General features: G+C 68.8%; 20 protein-coding genes. 4 read left to right on the forward strand and 16 right to left on the reverse strand.

Annotated features, from left to right (window positions below):
* Positions 1-91 precede the first annotated feature (91 nt).
* Both Q0Q47_RS27370 and Q0Q47_RS27375 read left to right on the forward strand, forming a co-directional pair.
* A complete protein-coding gene (locus tag Q0Q47_RS27370; RefSeq protein ID WP_293867712.1) occupies positions 92-1,306 on the forward strand; it encodes a bifunctional 2-C-methyl-D-erythritol 4-phosphate cytidylyltransferase/2-C-methyl-D-erythritol 2,4-cyclodiphosphate synthase in 1,215 nt (404 codons plus the stop codon).
* Entirely contained in the window at positions 1,299-1,790 is a 492-nt protein-coding gene (locus Q0Q47_RS27375; protein WP_293867713.1) for a CinA family protein, read from the forward strand. Before Q0Q47_RS27370 ends, Q0Q47_RS27375 begins: the two co-directional genes overlap by 8 nt.
* Before the next feature lie 7 nt (positions 1,791-1,797).
* Here the strand turns inward: Q0Q47_RS27375 and Q0Q47_RS27380 are convergent, their stop codons facing one another.
* The 15 genes from Q0Q47_RS27380 to Q0Q47_RS27450 form a co-directional block, all read right to left on the reverse strand.
* A complete protein-coding gene (locus Q0Q47_RS27380) occupies positions 1,798-4,038 on the reverse strand; it encodes a spermidine synthase (RefSeq protein WP_293867714.1) in 2,241 nt (746 codons plus the stop codon).
* 93 nt (positions 4,039-4,131) lie between these two features.
* Entirely contained in the window at positions 4,132-4,611 is a 480-nt protein-coding gene (locus Q0Q47_RS27385; protein WP_293867715.1) for a type II toxin-antitoxin system RatA family toxin, read from the reverse strand.
* Between the two features lie 10 nt (positions 4,612-4,621).
* Positions 4,622-5,605, reverse strand: coding sequence for a lipoyl synthase (gene lipA / locus Q0Q47_RS27390; protein WP_293867716.1), 984 nt, complete (start codon positions 5,603-5,605; stop codon positions 4,622-4,624).
* An 89-nt stretch (positions 5,606-5,694) separates the two neighbouring features.
* Positions 5,695-6,525, reverse strand: coding sequence for a carbohydrate ABC transporter permease (locus Q0Q47_RS27395; RefSeq protein ID WP_293867717.1), 831 nt, complete (start codon positions 6,523-6,525; stop codon positions 5,695-5,697).
* Entirely contained in the window at positions 6,518-7,411 is an 894-nt protein-coding gene (locus Q0Q47_RS27400) for a carbohydrate ABC transporter permease (RefSeq protein ID WP_293867718.1), read from the reverse strand. Before Q0Q47_RS27400 ends, Q0Q47_RS27395 begins: the two co-directional genes overlap by 8 nt.
* Before the next feature lie 262 nt (positions 7,412-7,673).
* Positions 7,674-8,927 carry an ABC transporter substrate-binding protein gene (locus Q0Q47_RS27405; RefSeq protein ID WP_293867719.1) on the reverse strand — a complete coding sequence of 418 codons (1,254 nt, stop codon included), beginning with the start codon at positions 8,925-8,927 and terminating at the stop codon, positions 7,674-7,676.
* 183 nt (positions 8,928-9,110) lie between these two features.
* Positions 9,111-9,404, reverse strand: coding sequence for a GlsB/YeaQ/YmgE family stress response membrane protein (locus tag Q0Q47_RS27410; protein WP_293867720.1), 294 nt, complete (start codon positions 9,402-9,404; stop codon positions 9,111-9,113).
* Positions 9,405-9,432: 28 nt separating this feature from the next.
* Positions 9,433-10,869, reverse strand: coding sequence for a dihydrolipoyl dehydrogenase (gene lpdA, locus Q0Q47_RS27415; RefSeq protein ID WP_293867721.1), 1,437 nt, complete (start codon positions 10,867-10,869; stop codon positions 9,433-9,435).
* Between the two features lie 74 nt (positions 10,870-10,943).
* Positions 10,944-11,180, reverse strand: a complete 237-nt coding sequence (locus Q0Q47_RS27420) for a hypothetical protein (RefSeq protein WP_293867722.1) — start codon at positions 11,178-11,180, stop codon at positions 10,944-10,946.
* 98 nt (positions 11,181-11,278) lie between these two features.
* On the reverse strand, positions 11,279-12,703 hold the full coding sequence (locus Q0Q47_RS27425; protein WP_293867723.1) for a pyruvate dehydrogenase complex dihydrolipoamide acetyltransferase: 1,425 nt from the start codon (positions 12,701-12,703) through the stop codon (positions 11,279-11,281).
* 19 nt (positions 12,704-12,722) lie between these two features.
* On the reverse strand, positions 12,723-13,019 hold the full coding sequence (locus tag Q0Q47_RS27430) for a DUF5076 domain-containing protein (RefSeq protein ID WP_293867724.1): 297 nt from the start codon (positions 13,017-13,019) through the stop codon (positions 12,723-12,725).
* A 4-nt stretch (positions 13,020-13,023) separates the two neighbouring features.
* Complete coding sequence (locus Q0Q47_RS27435) at positions 13,024-14,436, reverse strand: pyruvate dehydrogenase complex E1 component subunit beta (RefSeq protein ID WP_293867725.1); 1,413 nt, start codon at positions 14,434-14,436, stop codon at positions 13,024-13,026.
* Positions 14,437-14,530: 94 nt separating this feature from the next.
* The gene (pdhA, locus tag Q0Q47_RS27440) at positions 14,531-15,601 is read right to left on the reverse strand and encodes a pyruvate dehydrogenase (acetyl-transferring) E1 component subunit alpha (RefSeq protein ID WP_293867726.1); all 1,071 of its coding nucleotides are present in this window, start codon (positions 15,599-15,601) and stop codon (positions 14,531-14,533) included.
* Positions 15,602-15,828: 227 nt separating this feature from the next.
* A complete protein-coding gene (locus Q0Q47_RS27445) occupies positions 15,829-16,152 on the reverse strand; it encodes a septum formation initiator family protein (RefSeq protein ID WP_293867727.1) in 324 nt (107 codons plus the stop codon).
* Between the two features lie 97 nt (positions 16,153-16,249).
* Positions 16,250-16,744: a hypothetical protein gene (locus Q0Q47_RS27450; RefSeq protein ID WP_293867728.1), complete on the reverse strand. Its 495-nt coding sequence runs from the start codon at positions 16,742-16,744 to the stop codon at positions 16,250-16,252.
* Between the two features lie 242 nt (positions 16,745-16,986).
* Between Q0Q47_RS27450 and Q0Q47_RS27455 the strand changes: the two genes are divergently transcribed.
* Positions 16,987-17,505: a hypothetical protein gene (locus Q0Q47_RS27455; protein WP_293867729.1), complete on the forward strand. Its 519-nt coding sequence runs from the start codon at positions 16,987-16,989 to the stop codon at positions 17,503-17,505.
* 81 nt (positions 17,506-17,586) lie between these two features.
* On the opposite strand, the gene eno is transcribed toward Q0Q47_RS27455, so the two are convergent.
* On the reverse strand, positions 17,587-18,870 hold the full coding sequence (gene eno / locus Q0Q47_RS27460; protein ID WP_293867730.1) for a phosphopyruvate hydratase: 1,284 nt from the start codon (positions 18,868-18,870) through the stop codon (positions 17,587-17,589).
* A gap of 147 nt (positions 18,871-19,017) precedes the next feature.
* Between eno and queF the strand changes: the two genes are divergently transcribed.
* Complete coding sequence (queF, locus tag Q0Q47_RS27465; protein WP_293867731.1) at positions 19,018-19,467, forward strand: preQ(1) synthase; 450 nt, start codon at positions 19,018-19,020, stop codon at positions 19,465-19,467.
* The last annotated feature ends 231 nt before the right edge of the window (positions 19,468-19,698 follow it).

A 19,698-nucleotide genomic window follows, 5' to 3' on the forward strand; every position in this document is an offset into this window, starting at 1 on the left:
GCGCTGCAACAACAGGGTGCGTGAGCTCTGCCGTGGACCCGGCGCGCCGCTCCGGTTTGACCGGCACCGGCGAATTGGGGCAAACCGGCGCATGGCCCAGTCCTCCTCCTCACCGTCCGTCCGTATCGCTGCCGTCATCGTCGCGGCCGGGCGAGGTCTGCGGGCCGGCGGACCGCTGCCCAAGCAGTATGCGACGGTGGCCGGCCGCACGGTGCTCGCGCGAAGTGTCGACGCGATGGCCGGCCATGCCGAGCATATCCAGCTCGTCATCGGCCCCGGCGACGACGAGGTCTGCGCCACGGCGCTCGCCGCGCTGTCCCCTGAAAGCCGCGCCCGACTCGCGGCGGCGGTCACGGGCGGCGACACCCGCCAGGCGTCGGTGCTTGCCGGGCTCGAGGCCCTGGCTCCGTTCGCGCCGGACATCGTGCTCGTGCACGACGCGGCGCGCCCCTTCGCCACGCCGGCGCTGATCGACCGGGTGGTGCGCGCCACCGTCGATGCGGGCGCGGCCATTCCTGGCATCGCGGTGGTCGACACCGTGAAGCAGGTCGATGCCGCTGCGCGCATCGCCGGGACGCCGGACCGCACGATGCTGCGCGCCGTCCAGACCCCGCAGGGCTTCGCCTTCGCCACCCTGCTGGCCGCGCACCGCAAGGCCCGCGACGCCGGGGTCACCACGCTGACCGACGACGCGGCCGTGATGGAGTGGGCCGGCCACTCCATCGTGGTCGTCGAAGGCGATGCGGACAACGTGAAGCTGACGACCCCGCGCGACTTTCTGCGGGCCGAGATCGAGCATGGAGTGGCGATGGAAACGCGTGTCGGGTCTGGCTTCGACGTGCATGCCTTCACCCAGGGAAGCTTCGTGACGCTGGGCGGCATCCGCATCCCGCACGACAAGGCGCTGCTGGGGCATTCGGACGCCGACGTCGTGCTCCATGCGGTCACGGACGCGGTGCTGGGCGCCATCGCCGATGGCGACATCGGCCAGCATTTCCCGCCCTCCGACCCGCAGTGGAAAGGGGCGGCGTCGGACCGCTTCCTGGCCTTCGCGGTGGAGCGGCTGCGCGCGTGCCGGGGCCGGCTGGTTCTCCTGGACGTGACCGTCGTCTGCGAAGCGCCCCGGATCGGTCCGCACCGCGACGCCATGCGCGAGCGCATCGCCGGGATCTGCGGAATCGGTGCCGACCGCGTCGCGATCAAGGCCACCACGTCCGAGCAATTGGGCTTCACCGGCCGGCGCGAGGGCATCGTCGCCCAGGCGCTGGCCACCGTCGAACTGCCGCGGGAGGCCGAAAATGGATGAGGCCAGCTTCGAGCGCCGCACGGCCGACCTGCTCGCCCTGCTGCGCGCCCGCGGCCTCATGGTGGCGACGGCCGAGAGCTGCACCGGCGGCATGGTGGCCGCGGCCCTGACCGCGATCCCGGGTTCGTCGGACGTGGTCGACCGGGGCTTCGTGACCTATTCGAACGAAGCGAAGACGGAGATGCTGGGCGTTCCCGCGGCCCTCATCGCCACCCACGGCGCCGTCAGCGAGCCCGTGGCCCGCGCCATGGCCGAGGGCGCCCTCGCCCGCTCGCGCGCCGGCGTGACCGTGGCGCTCACCGGCATCGCCGGCCCCGGCGGCGGCAGCGACGCGAAGCCGGTGGGCCTCGTCCACCTCGCCGCGGCCCGGACGGGGCACCCGACGCTGCACCTCGAGCGCCGCTATGGCGATCTGGGCCGGCAGGGCATCCGCGAGGCCGCCCTGCGCGATGCCCTCGATCTCGTCGAGAAGGCCGCCGGCTGAGGCCGGCCTAGCGTTTCATCCGGTCGAGCATCACCTCGAGCAAGTTGACCGTGTTGTCGGTCCAGGGCGTGCGCGAGAGGTCAGGATCCAGCGGCTCCCAGTCCCTGGCCTTGGCGGCGGCCTTGAAGGCCTCGCCGCGGCCGATCAGCACGACCTCCGAGGGCGCGCGCATGCGCTGCGCGAAGGGCTCGGTCGCCTTGTCGCGCCGGACCATGGCGTCGGCGCCCATCTCCCGCGCCAGCTGCGCGAGCGGCTTGGAGAGATCGAAATGCCGGTTGGAGATGTGGAAGGCAAGCAGCCCGCCCTCGGCCATCCTGGCGGCATATATCGCCAGCGCCTCGCGCGTCAGCAGGTGCGTCGGAATCGCGTCCGACGAGAAGGCATCGATGATGGCCACGTCGTAGCGCCCGGGCGTATCCGCCCAGGTGAGCCGCGCATCGCCCTGGACGATGCGGGCATCGCGGCCGCACACGTCGAGGAAGCGGAAGCGGGACGGATCGCGCGCGATGCGGATGACCTCCGGATCGATCTCGAAATAGGTCAGGCTCTCGCCCGGCCGGCGCTGGCAGGCGAGGCTGCCGGCCCCCAGGCCGACGACCGCGACCTCCCGCAACGGGCCTCCGCGCAGCGCCCTGCCGACCTCGAGGCTGTCGGCGATCGCCCCGCCCGAGGCGTAGTAGGTGGTCGGCTCCGGCGGCCCGCCGACCGGCCGGCCGTCCTCCTCCTTGAGCCTGATGGCGCCGTGGATGGTGGTCCCGTGGTAGAGGACGCGGAACTTGCCGTCGTTGATGTCGACGATCCTGTGCACGCCGAAGAAGCTGCGCCGGCTCTCGCCCTTGTCCCTGCCGAGCCTGTCGGACTGGGTGGCGACGAGCGCCAGCGCCACGCCGAGCAGCAGGCTGCGCCGCGGAGACCGGCTGCACCCCAGCATGCCGAGCAGGATCCCGATCAGCAGCACGAACTCCGGGGCGACGGCATCGCCGATCACGAGCCCCGTCACGATCACGCTGCCCGTCACCGCCACGATGATGACGGCGATGGGCTTGATCTCCTCCCAGGCGGCCCGCCAGGGACCGCTGAGCGCGCCCGGCCGGCAGGCCATCGCGGCGACCAGGAGCAGCGGATATTCGAGAATAGTGTCGAAGAGCCGCGGCGCGGCCAGGCCGGCGAACAGCCCGCCGACGACGCCACCCAGCGACATGAACAGGTAGAACTCCGTCAGCCGCCGCACGGGAGGGCGGCGGCGGTAGAGCTCACCGTGGCAGAGGAGGGCGTTGACGAGGAACAGCCCCAGCGCGAGCGGCAGCGTGGCCCACAGGGCCGAGCCGCCGAACTTCATCCAGACCAGCGCGGCCGCCGTGCCCCAGGCCTGCAGCCAGCCCAGCAGGCGCTCGGACACCAGCGCGTCGTCGCGGAAGACGAGGACGAAGGTGAGCAGGAAGAGGGCGAGCGGCACCACCCACAGCAGCGGAACGGCGGCGACGTCGGTCTGGATATGGGCGGTGACGGCGACGAGCAGGCCGGACGGAATGGCGGCGAGCGCGACCCAGCGCAGCCTCTCGCCCCAGGTGCCGCCATCCGCCACGGCGCGGTTGCCCGCCTCGGCCGGCCCGCCGGGGGCGCCGCGCAGCGCCATGACGCCGCAGGACAGGATCATGGCCGCGAGCCCCATGAACCCCGCGCTCCACCACCGGCTCTGGGCATCCAGCGGAAGCCACGGCTCGACGAGGAACGGATAGGAGATGAGCGCCGCGAACGAGCCCAGGTTGGACGCCGCGTAGAGCAGGTAAGGATTGCCGCCGCGCCCGCTCGCGGCGAACCAGGCCTGCAGCAGGGGCCCGTTCGCCGACAGGGCGAAGAAGGGCAGACCCACGGAGACCACGAAAAGTCCCACCAGCCAGAGGGCCTCTCCGTCCGCCGGCGGTCGGCCCCAGCCCGCGGCCACCGCCACCGGCAGGGCCAGCATGGCGCAGGCGAGCAGCGCCGCGTGGAACAGGACAGCCAGCCGGAGCGGCAGGTAGCGGCTCAGCAGGTGGGCATAGGCATAGCCGGCCAGAAGCAGGGCCTGGAACACCACCATGGCGACGGACCACACGGCCGGCGTTCCGCCCAGCACCGGGAGAACCATCTTCGCGAACATGGGCTGCACGGCGAAGAGCAGCAGGGCCGAGCCGAACAGCGTCGCGGCGAAGGCGAGCCGCGCCGACGAAGCGGCGCCTGGCTGCGATGTGGTCTCGACGGCGCTCATGATCCCCCCGGCCCGTGGAAGATCCGCAACTTAGACACGTTGATTGAACGGTCGATTAAGCGTGGGGCCGGCCGGGAGAACGCCGACTGGCGCCTATTCGGCCGAGGCCACCGCCGGGCGCCGCCCGGTGCCGTAGACGAGGTCCGCCCGCTGCTCGAACGCCTCGGAGAACTTGCGGAAAGCCCGCTCGAACATGGCGCCCATCAGCAGGCCCAGCGTCCGGCTGCGGAACTCGTAGTTGATGTAGAACTCGACCTCGCAGCCCAGCGGATCGGGACGGAAGCTCCAGCGGTTCTCGAGGTGGCGGAACGGGCCGTCGACATACTCGACCAGGATCTTCATGCGCGGCCGGTCGAGCGTGACCCGGCTCGTGAAGGTCTCCTGGATCGCCTTGTAGCCGACCGTCATGGCGGCCACGAGCACCTCGACGCCCTCGTCGCCGTTGCTGCGGCGGCGGATCGTCAGGCCTTCGCACAGCGGCAGGAACTCGGGATAGCGCTCGACGTCCGCCACCAGATCGAACATGTCGGTCGGGCTGTGGCGCACGCGGCGCGTGGAGCGGAAACTCGGCATCGGCGTGCGATCAGCGGCCCTGGCGCGCCAGGCGAGCGGCCTTGAGCTTGGCGAAGTCCTCGCCGGCATGGTGGGACGAGCGCGTCAGCGGGGACGACGATACCAGCAGGAAGCCCTTGGTCGCGGCGATGGTGGCGAAGCTGCGGAATTCGTCCGGCGTCACGAAGCGCATGACGGGGTGATGCTTGCGGGTCGGCTGCAGGTACTGGCCGATCGTCAGGAAATCGACCTCCGCCGAGCGCAGGTCGTCCATGAGCTGCAGCACCTCGTTCCGCTCCTCGCCCAGGCCCACCATGATGCCGGACTTGGTGAAGATGGTCGGATCGAGCTCCTTCACCCGCTGCAGCAAGCGGATGGAATGGAAGTAGCGCGCGCCCGGCCGCACCTTCAGGTACTTCGACGGCACGGTCTCGAGATTGTGGTTGAACACGTCGGGCCGCGCCTCGACCACGACCTCCAGGGCCCCGTCCTTGCGCAGGAAGTCGGGCGTCAGGACCTCGATGGTCGTCGTGGGGCTGTCGCGGCGGATGGCGCGGATCACCCGGGCGAAGTGCTCGGCACCGCCGTCGGCGAGGTCGTCGCGGTCGACCGAGGTGATCACCACGTGACTGAGGCCGAGCTTGGCCACCGCCGAGGCGACGTTGTCGGGCTCGCTCTCGTCGAGCGCGCCGGGAAGCCCGGTCTTCACGTTGCAGAAGGCGCAGGCACGGGTGCAGGTGTCACCCATGATCATGAAGGTGGCGTGCTTCTTTTCCCAGCACTCGCCGATGTTGGGGCAGCCGGCCTCCTCGCAGACGGTGACGAGCTTGTTCTCGCGCACGATCTTGTGGGTCTCGGCCCATTTGGGCGAGCCCGGCGCCTTCACGCGGATCCAGTCCGGCTTGCGCGCGATCGGCTGGTCGGGCCGGTGCGCCTTCTCCGGGTGGCGCGGCTTCTCCGCGCCGTCGCCCGCCTTGCGCGGGTCGGATCCAACAGTGTCGATCAGCAGGGCCATCGCGACCTCCTCGCACGGGCCGCGCCCGGCCCCCTCGACCTAGTCATTTTCGGTCGCCCGGACAAGGAGCGACAATGGTCGCACCCGCATCAATTGGCCATGGCCCCCTGGGTCATGCCCTTCACGAGGAAAGGCTCCAGCAGCACGAACACCACCAGCATGGGCAGCACGGAGAGCGTTGCCGCCGCCATCAGGCTCGACCATTCGACGAGATATTCGCCCGTGAAGGATTGCAGGCCGACCGTGACGAGCCAGTGCTCGGGCTTGCTCATCAGGGTTCGCGCGAAGACGAGGTCCGACCATGTCACGATGGCCACATAGGCGGCGCAGGCGGCGATCCCCGGCCGGGACAACGGCAGCACGACGTGGCGGAAGGCGCCGAGTTCGCTGGCGCCATCCAGCCATGCCGCCTCTTCCAGTTCGCGCGGGATGGCGTCGAAGAAGCCCTTCAGGAGCCAGGTGGCGAAGGGCACCGCCACCGCGCTGTTGGCGAGCACCAGGCCGAAGCGCGTCTCGATGAGCCCCACGGTGGAGAACAGGATGAAGAAGGGGATGACCACGAGGGCGCCGGGCAGCATCTTGCTCAGCAGCAGGCCCATGCCCATGGCCCGCTGCGCCGCCGTGCGGTAGCGCGACAGGCTGTAGCCGGCCATCGCGGACGCCACGAGCGTGACGGCGAGCGTGCCCAGCATCACGAGCGTGCTGTTGGCGATCCAGGTGAGCAGCGGCTTGCGCAGGAGCACGGTGGCGTAGGCGTCCCACGACATCGCCGAGAGTGGGGGCAGCACCGGGGGCGAGCGCGACAGCATGAGGCTGGTCGGCAGCACCGAAGTCAGCACCATCCAGTAGATGGGAAACAGCGCGAAGCCCATCGCCGCCAGCGCCAGGAGCAAGAGGATCAGACGGCGCCGGTCAGCCATGGGCCTCGTCCCGCTTCAGGCTGAGCCAGGACAGCACCGCGCATCCGGCCAGCAGGAGGATGCCGATGGCCGACGCCATGCCGAGCCGGAAGAACTGGAACGCCTCTTCGTAGACGAGCAGCGACAGCGTCTGCGTCGCGCGCGAGGGCCCTCCCCCCGTCGTGGCGAAGATGATGTCGAAGTCTTTCACCACCCAGAGCGTCTGCAGCACGAGCGCCAGCGCCGCCGCGCCGCGGATCCCAGGCCAGGTAACGTTGCGGAAGAGCTGCCAGCGGTTGGCCCCGTCCATGCGCGCGGCCTCGTAGAGCGCGATCGGGATCGACTGGAGCGCGGCCAAAATCGTGAGCACGAAGAAGGGGAAGCACTTCCAGACGGCCGGAAGCAGCACCGCCCAGGGCGCGGTCCGGGCATTCGAGAACCAGGCCACGTCGCCGCCCGACCAGCCGAGCCCGCGCAGGCCCGCGTTCACGACGCCGTAGGACGCATCGAACATCCACAGGGACGCGATCGCCGCCACCACGCCGGGCACGGCCCAGGGCAGCAGCATCAGGCTGCGGATGACCCGCCGGCCCGGAAACTCGCGGTTGAGCAGGAGGGCGAGGCCGAGACCGATCAGGAAGGCCGGGCCGATGACGCCGACGGCGAAGAACACGGTGCGCCCCGCCGCGGCCCAGACGACCTCGTCCGTGAGCGCCCGCTCGAAGTTGCCGAACCCGACCGGCAACCGATCCAGGCGCGCGATGTTCGGGGCACGGCCGACCCTGAGGCTCGTCGCGACGATGCTGTAGATCGGATAGGCCACGAGACCGGCCACCAGCACCAGCGCCGGCGTGAGCAGGCCCCAGGCAATGAGGGTCTCGCGGCGGGGCTTGAGCCCGCGTGCCATCGACTGGCTCACCGCGTCACCCCAACCGTCCTCATCCTGAGAGCTCGTGAATCAATCCCCGGTGTAGGCGTTGGAACTGACCTTTTTACCGCGCGACCACCTCTCCGCGCGTCCTGCCCGGGCTTGGCCCGGGCATCCACGACTGTGCTGGGGCCAGCCTGAAGTCGTGGGTGGCCGGGCCAAGCCCGGCCATGACGCGGAGAGGGAGGTGCCAGTTGACGCTCGGCTGTTTCGAAGCACGACGACCACTCAGCCTCACCCGTCACTTCAGCGGCACCGCCCGCTCGAGCTCCTTCTGGAGGTCGCCCAGCACCTTCTCCGTGGGGTCCTGCGTCGACTGCAGCTTGAGCATGCCGCGCCCGAAGATCGTGGCGTACTCGTTGTAGCTTTCCATGAGCGCCGGCTGGGTCGGGAACACGGACACGGCGGTGGCGGCCGAGTCCATCACCAGCTTGAGGTGCGGCAGCTTCTGAGCGGCGTCGGCCGGCAGCGAGTCCTTGCGGGGCGCGGGCGAGGCGGACATCACCACGTACTGGCCCTGCCACTTCGGCGTCGCCGCCAGCTGGATGAGCTTCCAGACGAGCTCCTGCTTGTCCTTGGACGCGCCGGCCGCGATGTGGATCGAGTTCGACGTGCCGCCGGTGACGTTGGGAAACGGCACGCGCGTGACCTTCAGGTTGGCACGCACGGCCTCGGGCGCCTTCTCGACGAAGGCCCAGATCCACGGGCCGTCACGCAGGAACGTCGCCTTGCCGTCGATGAACAGCTGGCGCGCGGTCGTGGAATTGGTGCCGGGCGGAGCGTACTTCATCGACGTGCGGTACTGCTCGACGGCCGCGACGACCTTGGGATCGGTGAAGGCGTATTTGCCGTCCTTCACCCAGTCGAGCCCCTGCCCCATCACCCAGGTGCCGGCTTCGACGACCAGGTTCGGATGCTCGATCGAGGTGGCCACCAGGCCGAACTGGCCGGCGTCGCGCTTGGTCGTCTTCTCGATCGCGGCGAGCCACTCCGCCGGCGTCGTCGGCACCTTGGCGCCCGCGTCGTCGAGGAGTTTCTGGTTGTAGTAGAGCAGGCTCCCGTAGCCCATCAGCAGGACGCCCTGGACCTTCCCGTCCCAGGTCATGTCACCCTGCAACGGCGTCCAGGTGGCCGGGATGTCGGTCTTCTTCAACCGGTCGTCGATGGGGAGCAGCCAGCCCTGCGAGGCGAAGGCGGCGAAGTTGCGCGTCGGCAGGTGAACCACGTCCGGCGGATTGTTTCCGGCGAAGCGCACCGTGAGCTGCTGGATGTAGTTGGCGAACGGGATCGAGTAGAAATTGACCTTCACGCCGGGGTTCTGCTGCTCGAACTCGGCGATCAGCGCCTTCCACCAGCCCGACACGCCGGGCTCCTCGGCCTGCCAGCTCGGGAAATCGAGGGTGACGGTCTGGGCCGATGCCGGAAAGGCCCATCCGGCACCGATGGCGAGACCCGCCGCGAGGGCCAGGCCGTGACGACGCGTGACGCGAACCATGGTGCGCTCTCTCCCTGTCCAGTGCTGTGCTCGCACGTTGCCAGGGAGTTTGGGCCGCCAGTGGCAGGTTGCCAAGCGGTAATCGGGCCGCGAGAGAGGGAATGGCGAATGGCGAGTAGCGGGCGTCGTACGTCCACCCTACTCGCTACTCGCCATTTGCTGTCTGCTCCCCAGACCCGCCTTTCACCCCTGTGGCGGCGCGCGGTTGGCCCGGACCTGCCGCCAGACCCACAGCACGATGACCGCGCCGACGACGGCCGCGATCAGGGTGCGGAAGAAACCGAAGACGGGGATGTTGAGCACCTCGGCGAGCTTGCCGCCCACGAAGGCACCTGCCACGCCGACCAAGAGATTGGTCAGAAGTCCATGATCGGACTCGGTGATCTTCTCCGCGATCCAGCCGGCGAGCACGCCGATGACGAGCATCGTGAAGAGCCCGACGCCGGGCTGCCCCAGCGCTGCGAAAGTCCCGTCCATTCCCGTCCCCCGGTCGCCGACCGCACGCTCAGGTGTGGATCACCCGCCCATAGGCGTCGAGCACGCTCTCGTGCATCATCTCCGACAGCGTCGGGTGCGGGAAGACCGTGTGCATCAGGTCTTCTTCGGTCGTCTCCAGGTTCATGGCGACGACGAAGCCCTGGATGAGCTCGGTCACCTCTGCGCCGATCATGTGGGCGCCGAGCAGCTTGCCGGTCTTGGCGTCGAACACGGTCTTGACCATGCCCTCCGGCTCGCCGAGCGCGATGGCCTTGCCGTTGCCGGCGAACGGGAAGCGGCCGACCTTGACCTGGAAGCCCTGCTCCTTGGCCTTGGCCTCGGTGAGGCCGACCGAGGCGACCTGCGGGTTGCAATAGGTGCAGCCCGGGATCTTGAGCTTGTCCATCGGATGGACGTGCATGCCCTTGATCGCTTCCACGCAGATGACGCCCTCGTGCTCGGCCTTGTGGGCGAGCATCGGCGGGCCGGCGACGTCGCCGATGGCGTAGATGCCGGGCACGTTGGTCTTCCCCGTGCCGTCGGTGACGACCGTGCCGCGGTCCATCTTCACGCCGAGCGCCTCCAGGCCCAGCCCCTCGACGTTGCCGACCACGCCGACCGCCGAGATGAGCCGCTCCGCCGACAGCGTCTGCACGGACTTGCCGTCATCGACGGTCGCGGTGACGCCGGCCGCGGTCTTCTCGACCTTGGCGACCTTGGCGCCCGTGATGATCTTGATGCCCTGCTTCTCGAAGCGCTTGCGGGCGAGCGCCGCGATCTCGGCGTCCTCGACCGGCAGGATCTGCGGCAGGAGCTCGATCACCGTCACCTCCGCACCCATGGTGCGGTAGAAGGAGGCGAACTCGATGCCGATGGCGCCGGAGCCCATGACGATGAGCGACTTGGGCATCGAGGGTGGCACCATGGCTTCGAAGTACGTCCAGATGCGGTCCTTGTCCGGTTCGATGCCGGGCAGCACGCGCGGCCGGGCGCCAGTGGCGACGATGATGTTCTTGGCCTTGTAGACCCCCTCCCCGAGCGTGCCCTTGGGTGGCGGGTTCTGCGGCTGCACGGCGGGCTTCGACGGCTTGCCGACGGTGACCTCGCCGACCTTCGTGATCTTGGCCTCGCCCCAGATCACGTCGATCTTGTTCTTCTTCATCAGGAAGCCGACGCCGCCGTTGAGCTGCTGCGACACCCCACGCGAGCGCTTCACCACCGCACCGATGTCGAAGCCCACGCCTTGCGCGGAGAGCCCGTAGGCGCCCGGATGCTGCATGTAGTGGAAGATCTCGGCCGAGCGCAGCAGCGCCTTGGTCGGGATGCAGCCCCAGTTCAGGCAGATGCCTCCCAGGTGCTCGCGCTCGACGACCGCGGTCTTGAACCCGAGCTGGGCGGACCGGATGGCGGCGACATAGCCGCCCGGCCCGCCGCCGATGATGATCACGTCGTAGGTATCGGACATCGTGTTCTCCGGAATGCGCCCGGCCGAACCACGAACGGCCGGGCCGCCGTGACGATCGTGCGAAGCATGCAAAGTCAGCCTGGCTTGGCCGCCAGGGTTTCCAGGCGCCTCTCGATGAGCGCCAGACGCTCTTCGAAATCGCCAAGAAGAAACTTGGCCATCAACGTGTCGGCCCCCATCGCTTGCCGTATCGCCTTGTGGCGGGCGTCCAAGGAGGCGAAGGCGGCGCGCGTCTCATCCTGATGACGATCGATCTTCGTTTCGATCGTCGTCATCTTCGACCTGAGCTCCTGCAACATGGGAATGATCATGTCTGTCGGCTCCGGCATCTGAAATCTCCGTCGGTGCCGAAAAGGAAGGAATGAACATCCTTCAGATCGGGCACCGACCCGAGATCGTCAACCTCTGCTCACACCAGCATGCCCATCGGGTTCTCGATGAGCTGGCGGAAGGCGCCGATCAGCTCGGCCCCCAGCGCGCCGTCGACCGCGCGGTGGTCGGTGGAGAGCGTCACGGACATCACCGTGGCCACGGCCGGCTGGCCGTTCTTCACGATGACGCGCTGCTCGCCGGCGCCGACCGCCAGGATCGAGGAGTGCGGCGGGTTGATCACCGCCGAGAAGTCCTTGATCCCGAACATGCCGAGGTTCGACACGGCGGACGTGCCGCCCTGGTACTCCTCCGGCTTCAGCTTGCGGGCCTTGGCGCGCGCCGCGTAGTCCTTCATCTCGTTGGAGATGGCGGACAGCGTCTTGGTGTCGGCATTGCGCACGACCGGCGTGATCAGGCCACCGGGGATCGACACGGCGACGCCGATGTCGGCGCGCTTGTGCTTGAGCATGGCGCTCTCGGTCCAGGTGACGTTCGCCTCCGGCACCCGCACCAGCGCGAGCGCCAGGGCCTTGATGACGAAGTCGTTGACCGAGACCTTGAAGGCCGGCTTACCGTCCTTGTCCTTCGGGGCCGACGCGTTGATCTGCTCGCGCAGCGCAAGCAGCGCGTCGAGCTGGCAGTCGACCGTCAGGTAGAAGTGCGGGATCGTCTGCTTGGCCTCCAGGAGGCGGCGCGCGATGACCTTGCGCATGTTGTCGTGCGGCACTTCCTCGTAGCTGCCCGGCTCGTAGAGCTTGCGCACGGCATCTTCGGACATGCCGGTCGCCAGCGGGGCGGTGGCAGCGGCAGCCTTCGGCGCGGGCGCCGCGGCGGGAGCCGCTGCCGGCGCAGCCTTCCCGGTACCCCCCTCGATGGCGGCACGCACGTCGCGCTCCACCACCCGGCCATGCGGGCCCGATCCGGACACCTGACCAAGGTCGATGCCGGCGTCCTTGGCGATGCGCTTGGCGAGCGGCGAGGCGAACACGCGACCGCCGGACGGCGCCGCGCCGTTCATGGCCGGTGCCGATGCGGCAGGCGCGGCAGATGCAGCCGCAGGAGCGGCCGCGGGAGCAGCAGCCTGGGTCTGGGCCTGCGGCGCCGATGCAGCCGCCGCGGCCGCGGGCGGTGCCGCCGCGGTCACCACGTCGGGCGCATTCTGGGGCGACTTGGGAGCGGGGGCCGCGCCGCCGCCCGAGGCGACGGCCTTGGGATCCTCGCCCTCGCCCGCGATCACTGCGATGAGGTCGTTGACGGGAACGTCGGCGGTGCCGGCCGGCACCACGATCTTCGCCAGGATGCCCTCGTCGACCGCCTCGACCTCCATGGTCGCCTTGTCGGTCTCGATCTCGGCGATCACGTCGCCGGACTTGATCGTGTCGCCTTCCTTCTTCAGCCACTTGGCCAGGTTGCCCTTTTCCATCGTGGGGGAAAGGGCCGGCATCAGCACGTTCACAGGCATGGGACAGCCTCGGGTTCGGTCAGTTGAAGGCGCCGGGATTGTTGGAAGGCGGCATGTCGTCGAGTTCCGAGCGGATGCCCTCGACGATCCGGGCGAGCGCCTCGGCTTCGTCGAGTTCGGTCTCGGCGGCGTAGATGGTCGCGGCGTGGCGGGCGAGGTCGACGAGCAGCCTCCCCCACACGAACGGGTCGTCGAAGGCGCGGCGCATGGCGACGCTCACGGCGCCGTCCGACACGCTGGCCCGGACCACCTCGTGTCCGCCGTTCTCGACGACGTCGGGTGGGGCCTCGAGCTCATGGAAGACCGCGTCCGCCATGGCGTCACCGGTAGGTCACGGCGCGGCAGGCGTCGATGACCTCCTGGACGTTCGGCAGGGCGAGCTTCTCGAGGTTGGCGGCGTAGGGCATGGGCACGTCCTTGCCCGTGACCCGCTTCACCGGCGCGTCCAGATAGTCGAACGCGCGCTCCATGATCTGCGCGGACAGCTCGGAGCCGACGCCCGACTGGGGCCAGCCCTCTTCCACCGTCACGCAGCGCCCGGTCTTCATCACCGAGGCGACCACCGTGTCGATGTCCATCGGACGGATGGTGCGCAGGTCGATGACCTCGGCGTAGATGTGCTTCTTGGCCAGTTCCTCGGCCGCCTTCAGCGCATAGGTCATGCCGATCGAGAACGAGACGATCGTCACGTGGTGGCCGGGGCGCACGATGCGGGCCTTGCCGATCGGGATGATGAAGTCGTCGAGCTTCGGCACGGGAGCCGTCTGCCCGTAGAGGATCTCGTTCTCGAGGAAGACGACCGGATTGGGATCGCGGATCGCGGCCTTGAGCAGGCCCTTGGCGTCGGCCGCGTTCGACGGCGACACCACCTTGAGGCCGGGAACCTGCGAGTACCAGGCGGTGTAGTCCTGGCTGTGCTGGGCGGCGACGCGGGCGGCGGCGCCGTTCGGCCCGCGGAACACGATGGGGCAGCCCATCTGCCCGCCCGACATGTAGAGCGTCTTGGCGGCCGAGTTGATGATGTGGTCGATCGCCTGCATGGCGAAGTTGAACGTCATGAACTCGACGACCGGGCGCAGGCCCGCGAGCGCCGAGCCCACCGCCACGCCGGCGAAGCCGTGCTCGGTGATCGGCGTGTCGATGACGCGCCGCGCGCCGAACTCCTGCAGGAGCCCCTGGGTCACCTTGTAGGCGCCCTGGTACTCGGCGACTTCCTCGCCCATGACGAAGACGTTGCCGTCACGGCGCATCTCCTCGGCCATGGCATCGCGCAGCGCCTCGCGCATCGTCGTCGGCACCATCTCCGTGCCGGCGGGAATCTCCACCGAGGCGTCGTAGGCGCCGGCGGTTGCCGAGGCGATGACGGCGGGCGCCGCCGGAGGCGCTTCGGCCGGGGCCTCCGCGGCCGGCGCGGGCACCGGTGCAGCGGCGGGGGCCGGCGAGGGGGCAGGCGCCGAGGCTGCGCCCGATGCCGCCGCGGCCACGTCCTCGCCTTCACCGGCGAGCACGGCGATCTTCTCGTTCACCGCGACGTCGGCCGTGCCGGCGGGAACGAGGATCTTGGCGAGGATGCCCTCGTCGACCGCCTCGACCTCCATGGTCGCCTTGTCGGTCTCGATCTCGGCGATGATGTCGCCGGACTTCACGCGGTCGCCCTCGTTCTTCAGCCACTTGGCCAGATTGCCCTTCTCCATGGTGGGAGACAGAGCGGGCATCAGGATGTCGATCGGCATGGGATGAAAGCCCCGTTGTCGGCCGTTGGAAGGGGCCGCCGGCGGGGCGCCGCGCCATCGCGCTGCGCCGGTCCGGCCAGGCGGCCTTTCGGGTTCATTTCAGGATGTCGGTCCACAGCTCGGACGGATCGGGCTCGGGATCGTTGGTGGCGAACTCGGCCGCCTCGTTGACGACCTCGCGCACCTTGCCGTCCACGGCCTTGAGCTCCTCCTCGGAGACCTTCCACTCCTCCAGGAGCCGCCGCCGGACCTGCTCGATCGGGTCCCGCTCCTCGCGCATCTTCTGCACTTCGTCCTTGGACCTATACTTGGCCGGGTCGGACATGGAGTGCCCGCGGTAGCGGTAGGTCTGCATCTCGAGGATGTAGGGGCCCTTCCCGTCACGGCACCACTGGATGGCGCGCTGCGCGGCGGCGTAGACCGCCCGCACATCCATGCCGTCGACCTGCTCGCCCGGGATGTTGAAGGAGATGCCGCGCTTGGAGAAGTCGGTCTGCGCCGAGGCGCGGTTCACCGACGTGCCCATGGCGTAGCGGTTGTTCTCGATCACGTACACGACCGGGAGCTTCCAGAGCTCGGCCATGTTGAAGCTCTCGTAGACCTGGCCCTGGTTGGCCGCACCGTCGCCGAAATAGGTCAGCGAGACGTTGTCGTTGCCCCGGTAGCGGTTGGCGAAGGCGAGCCCGGTGCCCAGCGAGACCTGGGCGCCGACGATGCCGTGGCCGCCGTAGAAGTGCTTCTCGACGCTGAACATGTGCATCGAGCCGCCCTTGCCCTTGCTGAGGCCGCCGCGGCGGCCCGTCAGCTCGGCCATGACGCCCTTGGCCTCCATGCCGCAGGCCAGCATGTGGCCGTGGTCACGGTAGCCGGTGATGACCTCGTCACCGTTCTTCGTCGCCATCTGCATGCCGACGACGACCGCTTCCTGGCCGATGTAGAGATGGCAGAAGCCGCCGATGAGGCCCATGCCGTACATCTGGCCGGCCTTCTCCTCGAAGCGGCGGATGAGGAGCATGTCGTGGTAGGCGGCGAGATCCTGTTCGCGCGACAGCGCGGCCGGACCGTTGGACTTGCGCGCCGCCTTGTTCACCCCGGCCGAACGGCTGGCGGAGGCTTTCGCGGCCACAGGTGTCTTGGAGCTTGTCTTGCGGGCGGCAACCGCCATCGGTTCCTCCTCCTCGGCATCGCAGGCGAGGCTTCATGCGGGCCTCTTGCTGGATCCGGACATTATCGCAGAGATTTGCGGAATGCGAGCGCAGGAATGGTCTCAGGCGCAACCGACGATGCGCTCAAGCTTTTGATTTGCTTAATGTTTGTTTTGATGAACCGGATTTCGGTTCAATGCACGCCAGGCGGCGAATTCGATGCTGCAGCGCCGTTGCTGCAATGCACTCAGTTGGCGCCGGGCCCCGTCATGATCACGACGTCGTTGCGGTGGAGCCGGTTGAGCGTCAGGCGCGCGCGCTCGTCGAGAAGGTCGCGATCGACGTTGTCCGTGCGCAGCATGGCCACGCGGCGCTCCCAATCCTCGCGGTCCGACCTGAGCTCTCCCAGATCGCGCTCAAGCTCGAAGATCTGCTGCTTCAGCGCGGCCTTGGTCTCGATGCCGCGGTTGCCGTGCTGCGCATGGTACATGAAGTAATAGGCCACGCCGCCGGAGACGGCGTAGAGCAGCAGCGGAATCAGGATGGCGCGCAGGCGGTATCGGACGACCATGGCCGTGAGAGTGACGGGCGATGGTTGACGAGTTGCTAACGCGACGTCGACAAACCCGCGGACCGGATGGGCTCACGGCTTTCGCGTCGGCAACGCCTTAGTTCCCCGACAGCACCACCTCGGTGGTTTCGCCTGCCTTGGCCTCGACGCGGTCATAGATGAGGTAGGCGAACTTCTCGTCGGCGCGCTGCCACTGCACGAAGGCCGTGACGAAATAGGGGCCGGGCCGGACGTTCTCGAATTCGAACCGGCTGTGGATGTTGGCCTTCACCTGGCGGGTCAGCGCCAGATAGCGCGGATCGCCCGCATCCGTCCGGTTCAGCCACGTCACCTCACGGCGATGGCGCGGGCCGAACAGGACGCGCATGCGCTCCTCGGCATAGGCGGTGACGGGGATGAGCGTCACCCAGTCGCCTGCCGCCGTGTAGGTGCGCCCGGTGTCGGCATGGATGAAGGCGTTGCCGCGGATGGCCGCGTCGCCGGGCTGCATCTGCCGGGCTGCGGCACTTTCCTGGGTGGCGTCGAAGGCCGCCCTCGTCTGGGCCGTCACGCAGCCGCCGAGCAGCAGGCAGGCCAGGCTGGCGTGCAGCATCGTCCGGAGGCGCGAATGACCATCCGGGACCAAACCTCGCATCATCCCATCGCCCCCGACCGGAGGACACCGTCGGCCGGGCCTCTGAGACGGGCACGATCGCGTCGCTGGAGGTCAACGTCTACGCAGCGATCGTTGCAGCACCCGGAGGACCCACGACGTTCGCTACCTGCGGTTTGTTGTGGCTCCTGACCGTTCGGACCAGCATCGACGGCGGATGGCCCGAGAACCGGACACGACAGATGCCGAGCTACAATCCACTCTCGACGAACCTCTTCGTGAAGTTCCCGCGTCTGAAGCTGGTCTACGACGCCGGGCTCCTGCGCAAGCAGACCGCGGGGGACTGCATCTCCGTCTGCGGACAGATCGCGAGGGCGGCGAGCGGGAAGGAGGGCATGAGGTTTCGCAAGGTCGGCAACGGCGTCCCCACGGTCGCGGAGTTCCTGATGGCCGCCCAACAGGGTCCGCTCCGGCTCACGGGGCGCGGGATCAAGCAGTCGGGCAGCACCTACGAGAAGCACCACGCCGTGGTCATCACGGAGGTCTTCAAGTCGTCGGAAGCGGAGAAGTGCGCCGACATGGCCGTCGTCGTCGACCCGGACGATACCGTTCCGGGCAACGGTTTCGCCTTCACCGTCAAGATCGACGAGCTGATCAATGAGGTGAAACCGGAATACCTCGCCAACGACTCGCCGATACCCGCCTACCTCCCCGTCCTCGAGACGGTGGAAGAGAGCACGAGCTGGTGCACGATCCAGTAGCCGTGGCCTGCGCGGGACCGGATGCTCCGCATCGCGTGGCGACACCAGCCGCCACACGATACGGACCCATCGGGATGCGGCTCAGCGCAGCGACTTCAGGGCTCCCCGTCCGGCGTAGAGCGCCGTGGAGCCGAGCTCGTCCTCGATCCGGATGAGCTGGTTGTACTTGGCGGTGCGGTCGGAGCGGGCGAGCGAACCGGTCTTGATCTGCCCGCAGTTCGTCGCGACGGCGAGGTCGGCGATGGTGGAATCTTCCGTCTCGCCCGAGCGGTGCGACATCACCGCCGTGTAGCCGGCACGGTGGGCCATGTCGACGGCGGCCAGCGTCTCCGTGAGCGAGCCGATCTGGTTCACCTTCACCAGGATCGAGTTGCCGACGCCCTTGGCGATGCCCTGCGACAGCCGGTTCACGTTGGTGACGAACAGGTCGTCGCCGACGAGCTGGCACTTGCCGCCGATGAGGTCGGTGACCTGCTTCCAGCCGTCCCAGTCGTCCTCGGCCATGCCGTCCTCGATCGTGGCGATCGGATAGGCGGCCACCAGCTTGGCGAGGTACTGGGCCTGCTCGGTGATGGAGCGCGTCACGCCCTCCCCCTCATAGTGATAGGCGCCGTCCTTGAAGAACTCGGTCGAGGCGCAGTCCAGCCCCAGCACCACGTCCTGGCCGGGCTTGTAGCCGGCCGTCTCGATGGCCTTCATGACGAAGTCCAGCGCCGCTTCCGCCGAAGGCAGGTTCGGGGCGAAGCCGCCCTCGTCGCCGACATTGGTGTTGTGGCCGGCCTTCTTCAGCGCGCCCTTCAGCGTGTGGAAGATTTCCGAGCCGATCCGCACCGCCTCGAGGAGCGAGGTCGCGCCCACCGGCATGACCATGAACTCCTGGAAGTCGATCGGGTTGTCGGCATGGGCGCCGCCGTTGACGATGTTCATCATGGGCACGGGCAGGACGCGCGCCGAGGTGCCGCCGATGTAGCGGTAGAGCGGCAGCGCGCTCGCCTCGGCCGCCGCCTTGGCCACCGCCAGCGACACGCCGAGGATCGCGTTGGCGCCGAGGCGCGCCTTGTTGGGCGTGCCGTCCAGGTCGATCATCGTTTGGTCGATGAGCACCTGTTCCTCGGCGTCCATGCCGCCGATGGCATCGAAGATCTCGCGGTTCACCGCATCGACGGCCTTCTCCACGCCCTTGCCGCCCCAGCGGCTCTTGTCGCCGTCGCGCAGCTCGACCGCCTCATGGGCGCCGGTGGAGGCGCCCGACGGCACCGCGGCGCGGCCGAGCGAGCCGTCCTCCAGCGTGACGTCGACTTCGACGGTCGGGTTGCCGCGGCTGTCCAGGATCTGGCGGGCGACGATGTCGACGATGGCTGTCATGAGGTTCTCCGTGAGCGTTTGTCCGGTGCTGGCCCGGCTTTTACGCGAGGGCGTGGCACCCGCCAAGGCCGCCGATGCCCGGCGAGGCTCGACGAAGGACGCAAAAGGACTATGGTGCGCGCGATTTCGCCCCGACGGAGCGTTCCCATGACCCTCGAGACCCTGCAGCTCGGCAAGGCCTCCGCCCTCCCCGCCTCTCCCGAGGAGGCCGTGCTCGACCGCGTGCCGAACCCGCATGCCGGCACGCTCTATCTGGCCCGGTTCACCTGCCCCGAGTTCACGTCGCTGTGCCCGGTCACCGGCCAGCCCGACTTCGGGATCCTCGTGATCGACTACGCACCGCGCGACTGGCTGGTGGAATCGAAGTCGCTGAAGCTCTTCCTGGGTTCGTTCCGCAACCATGGCGCCTTCCACGAGGACTGCACCGTGGGAATCGGCAAGCGCCTCGCCGAACTGCTGCAGCCCGACTGGCTGCGCATCGGCGGCTACTGGTACCCGCGTGGTGGCATCCCGATCGACGTGTTCTGGCAAACGGGCGAGCCGCCGAAGGGGCTCTGGCTTCCGGACCAGGGCGTGGCGCCCTACCGGGGACGCTGACCGGCCCGCGCTCACGACGTCGGCATGGCCCGAACGAGCGATTGTCTCGCCGGACGCTCACGCTACCATCCTCGGCGAACCCGGTGGATCGAGGTGCTCCCGCGATGACGTCGCCGCCACCCCAGGACGCCGGCCGGTCGCCGGCACAGAGGGCGCAACGCCTGCTGGCCGCCATGACCGGCGCTCGCATCACCGGCGCTCGCATCACCGGCGCTCGCATCACCGGCGCTC

The sequence above is a fragment of the uncultured Alsobacter sp. genome (genome assembly GCF_945952055.1).
Lineage (GTDB): Bacteria > Pseudomonadota > Alphaproteobacteria > Rhizobiales > Beijerinckiaceae > Alsobacter.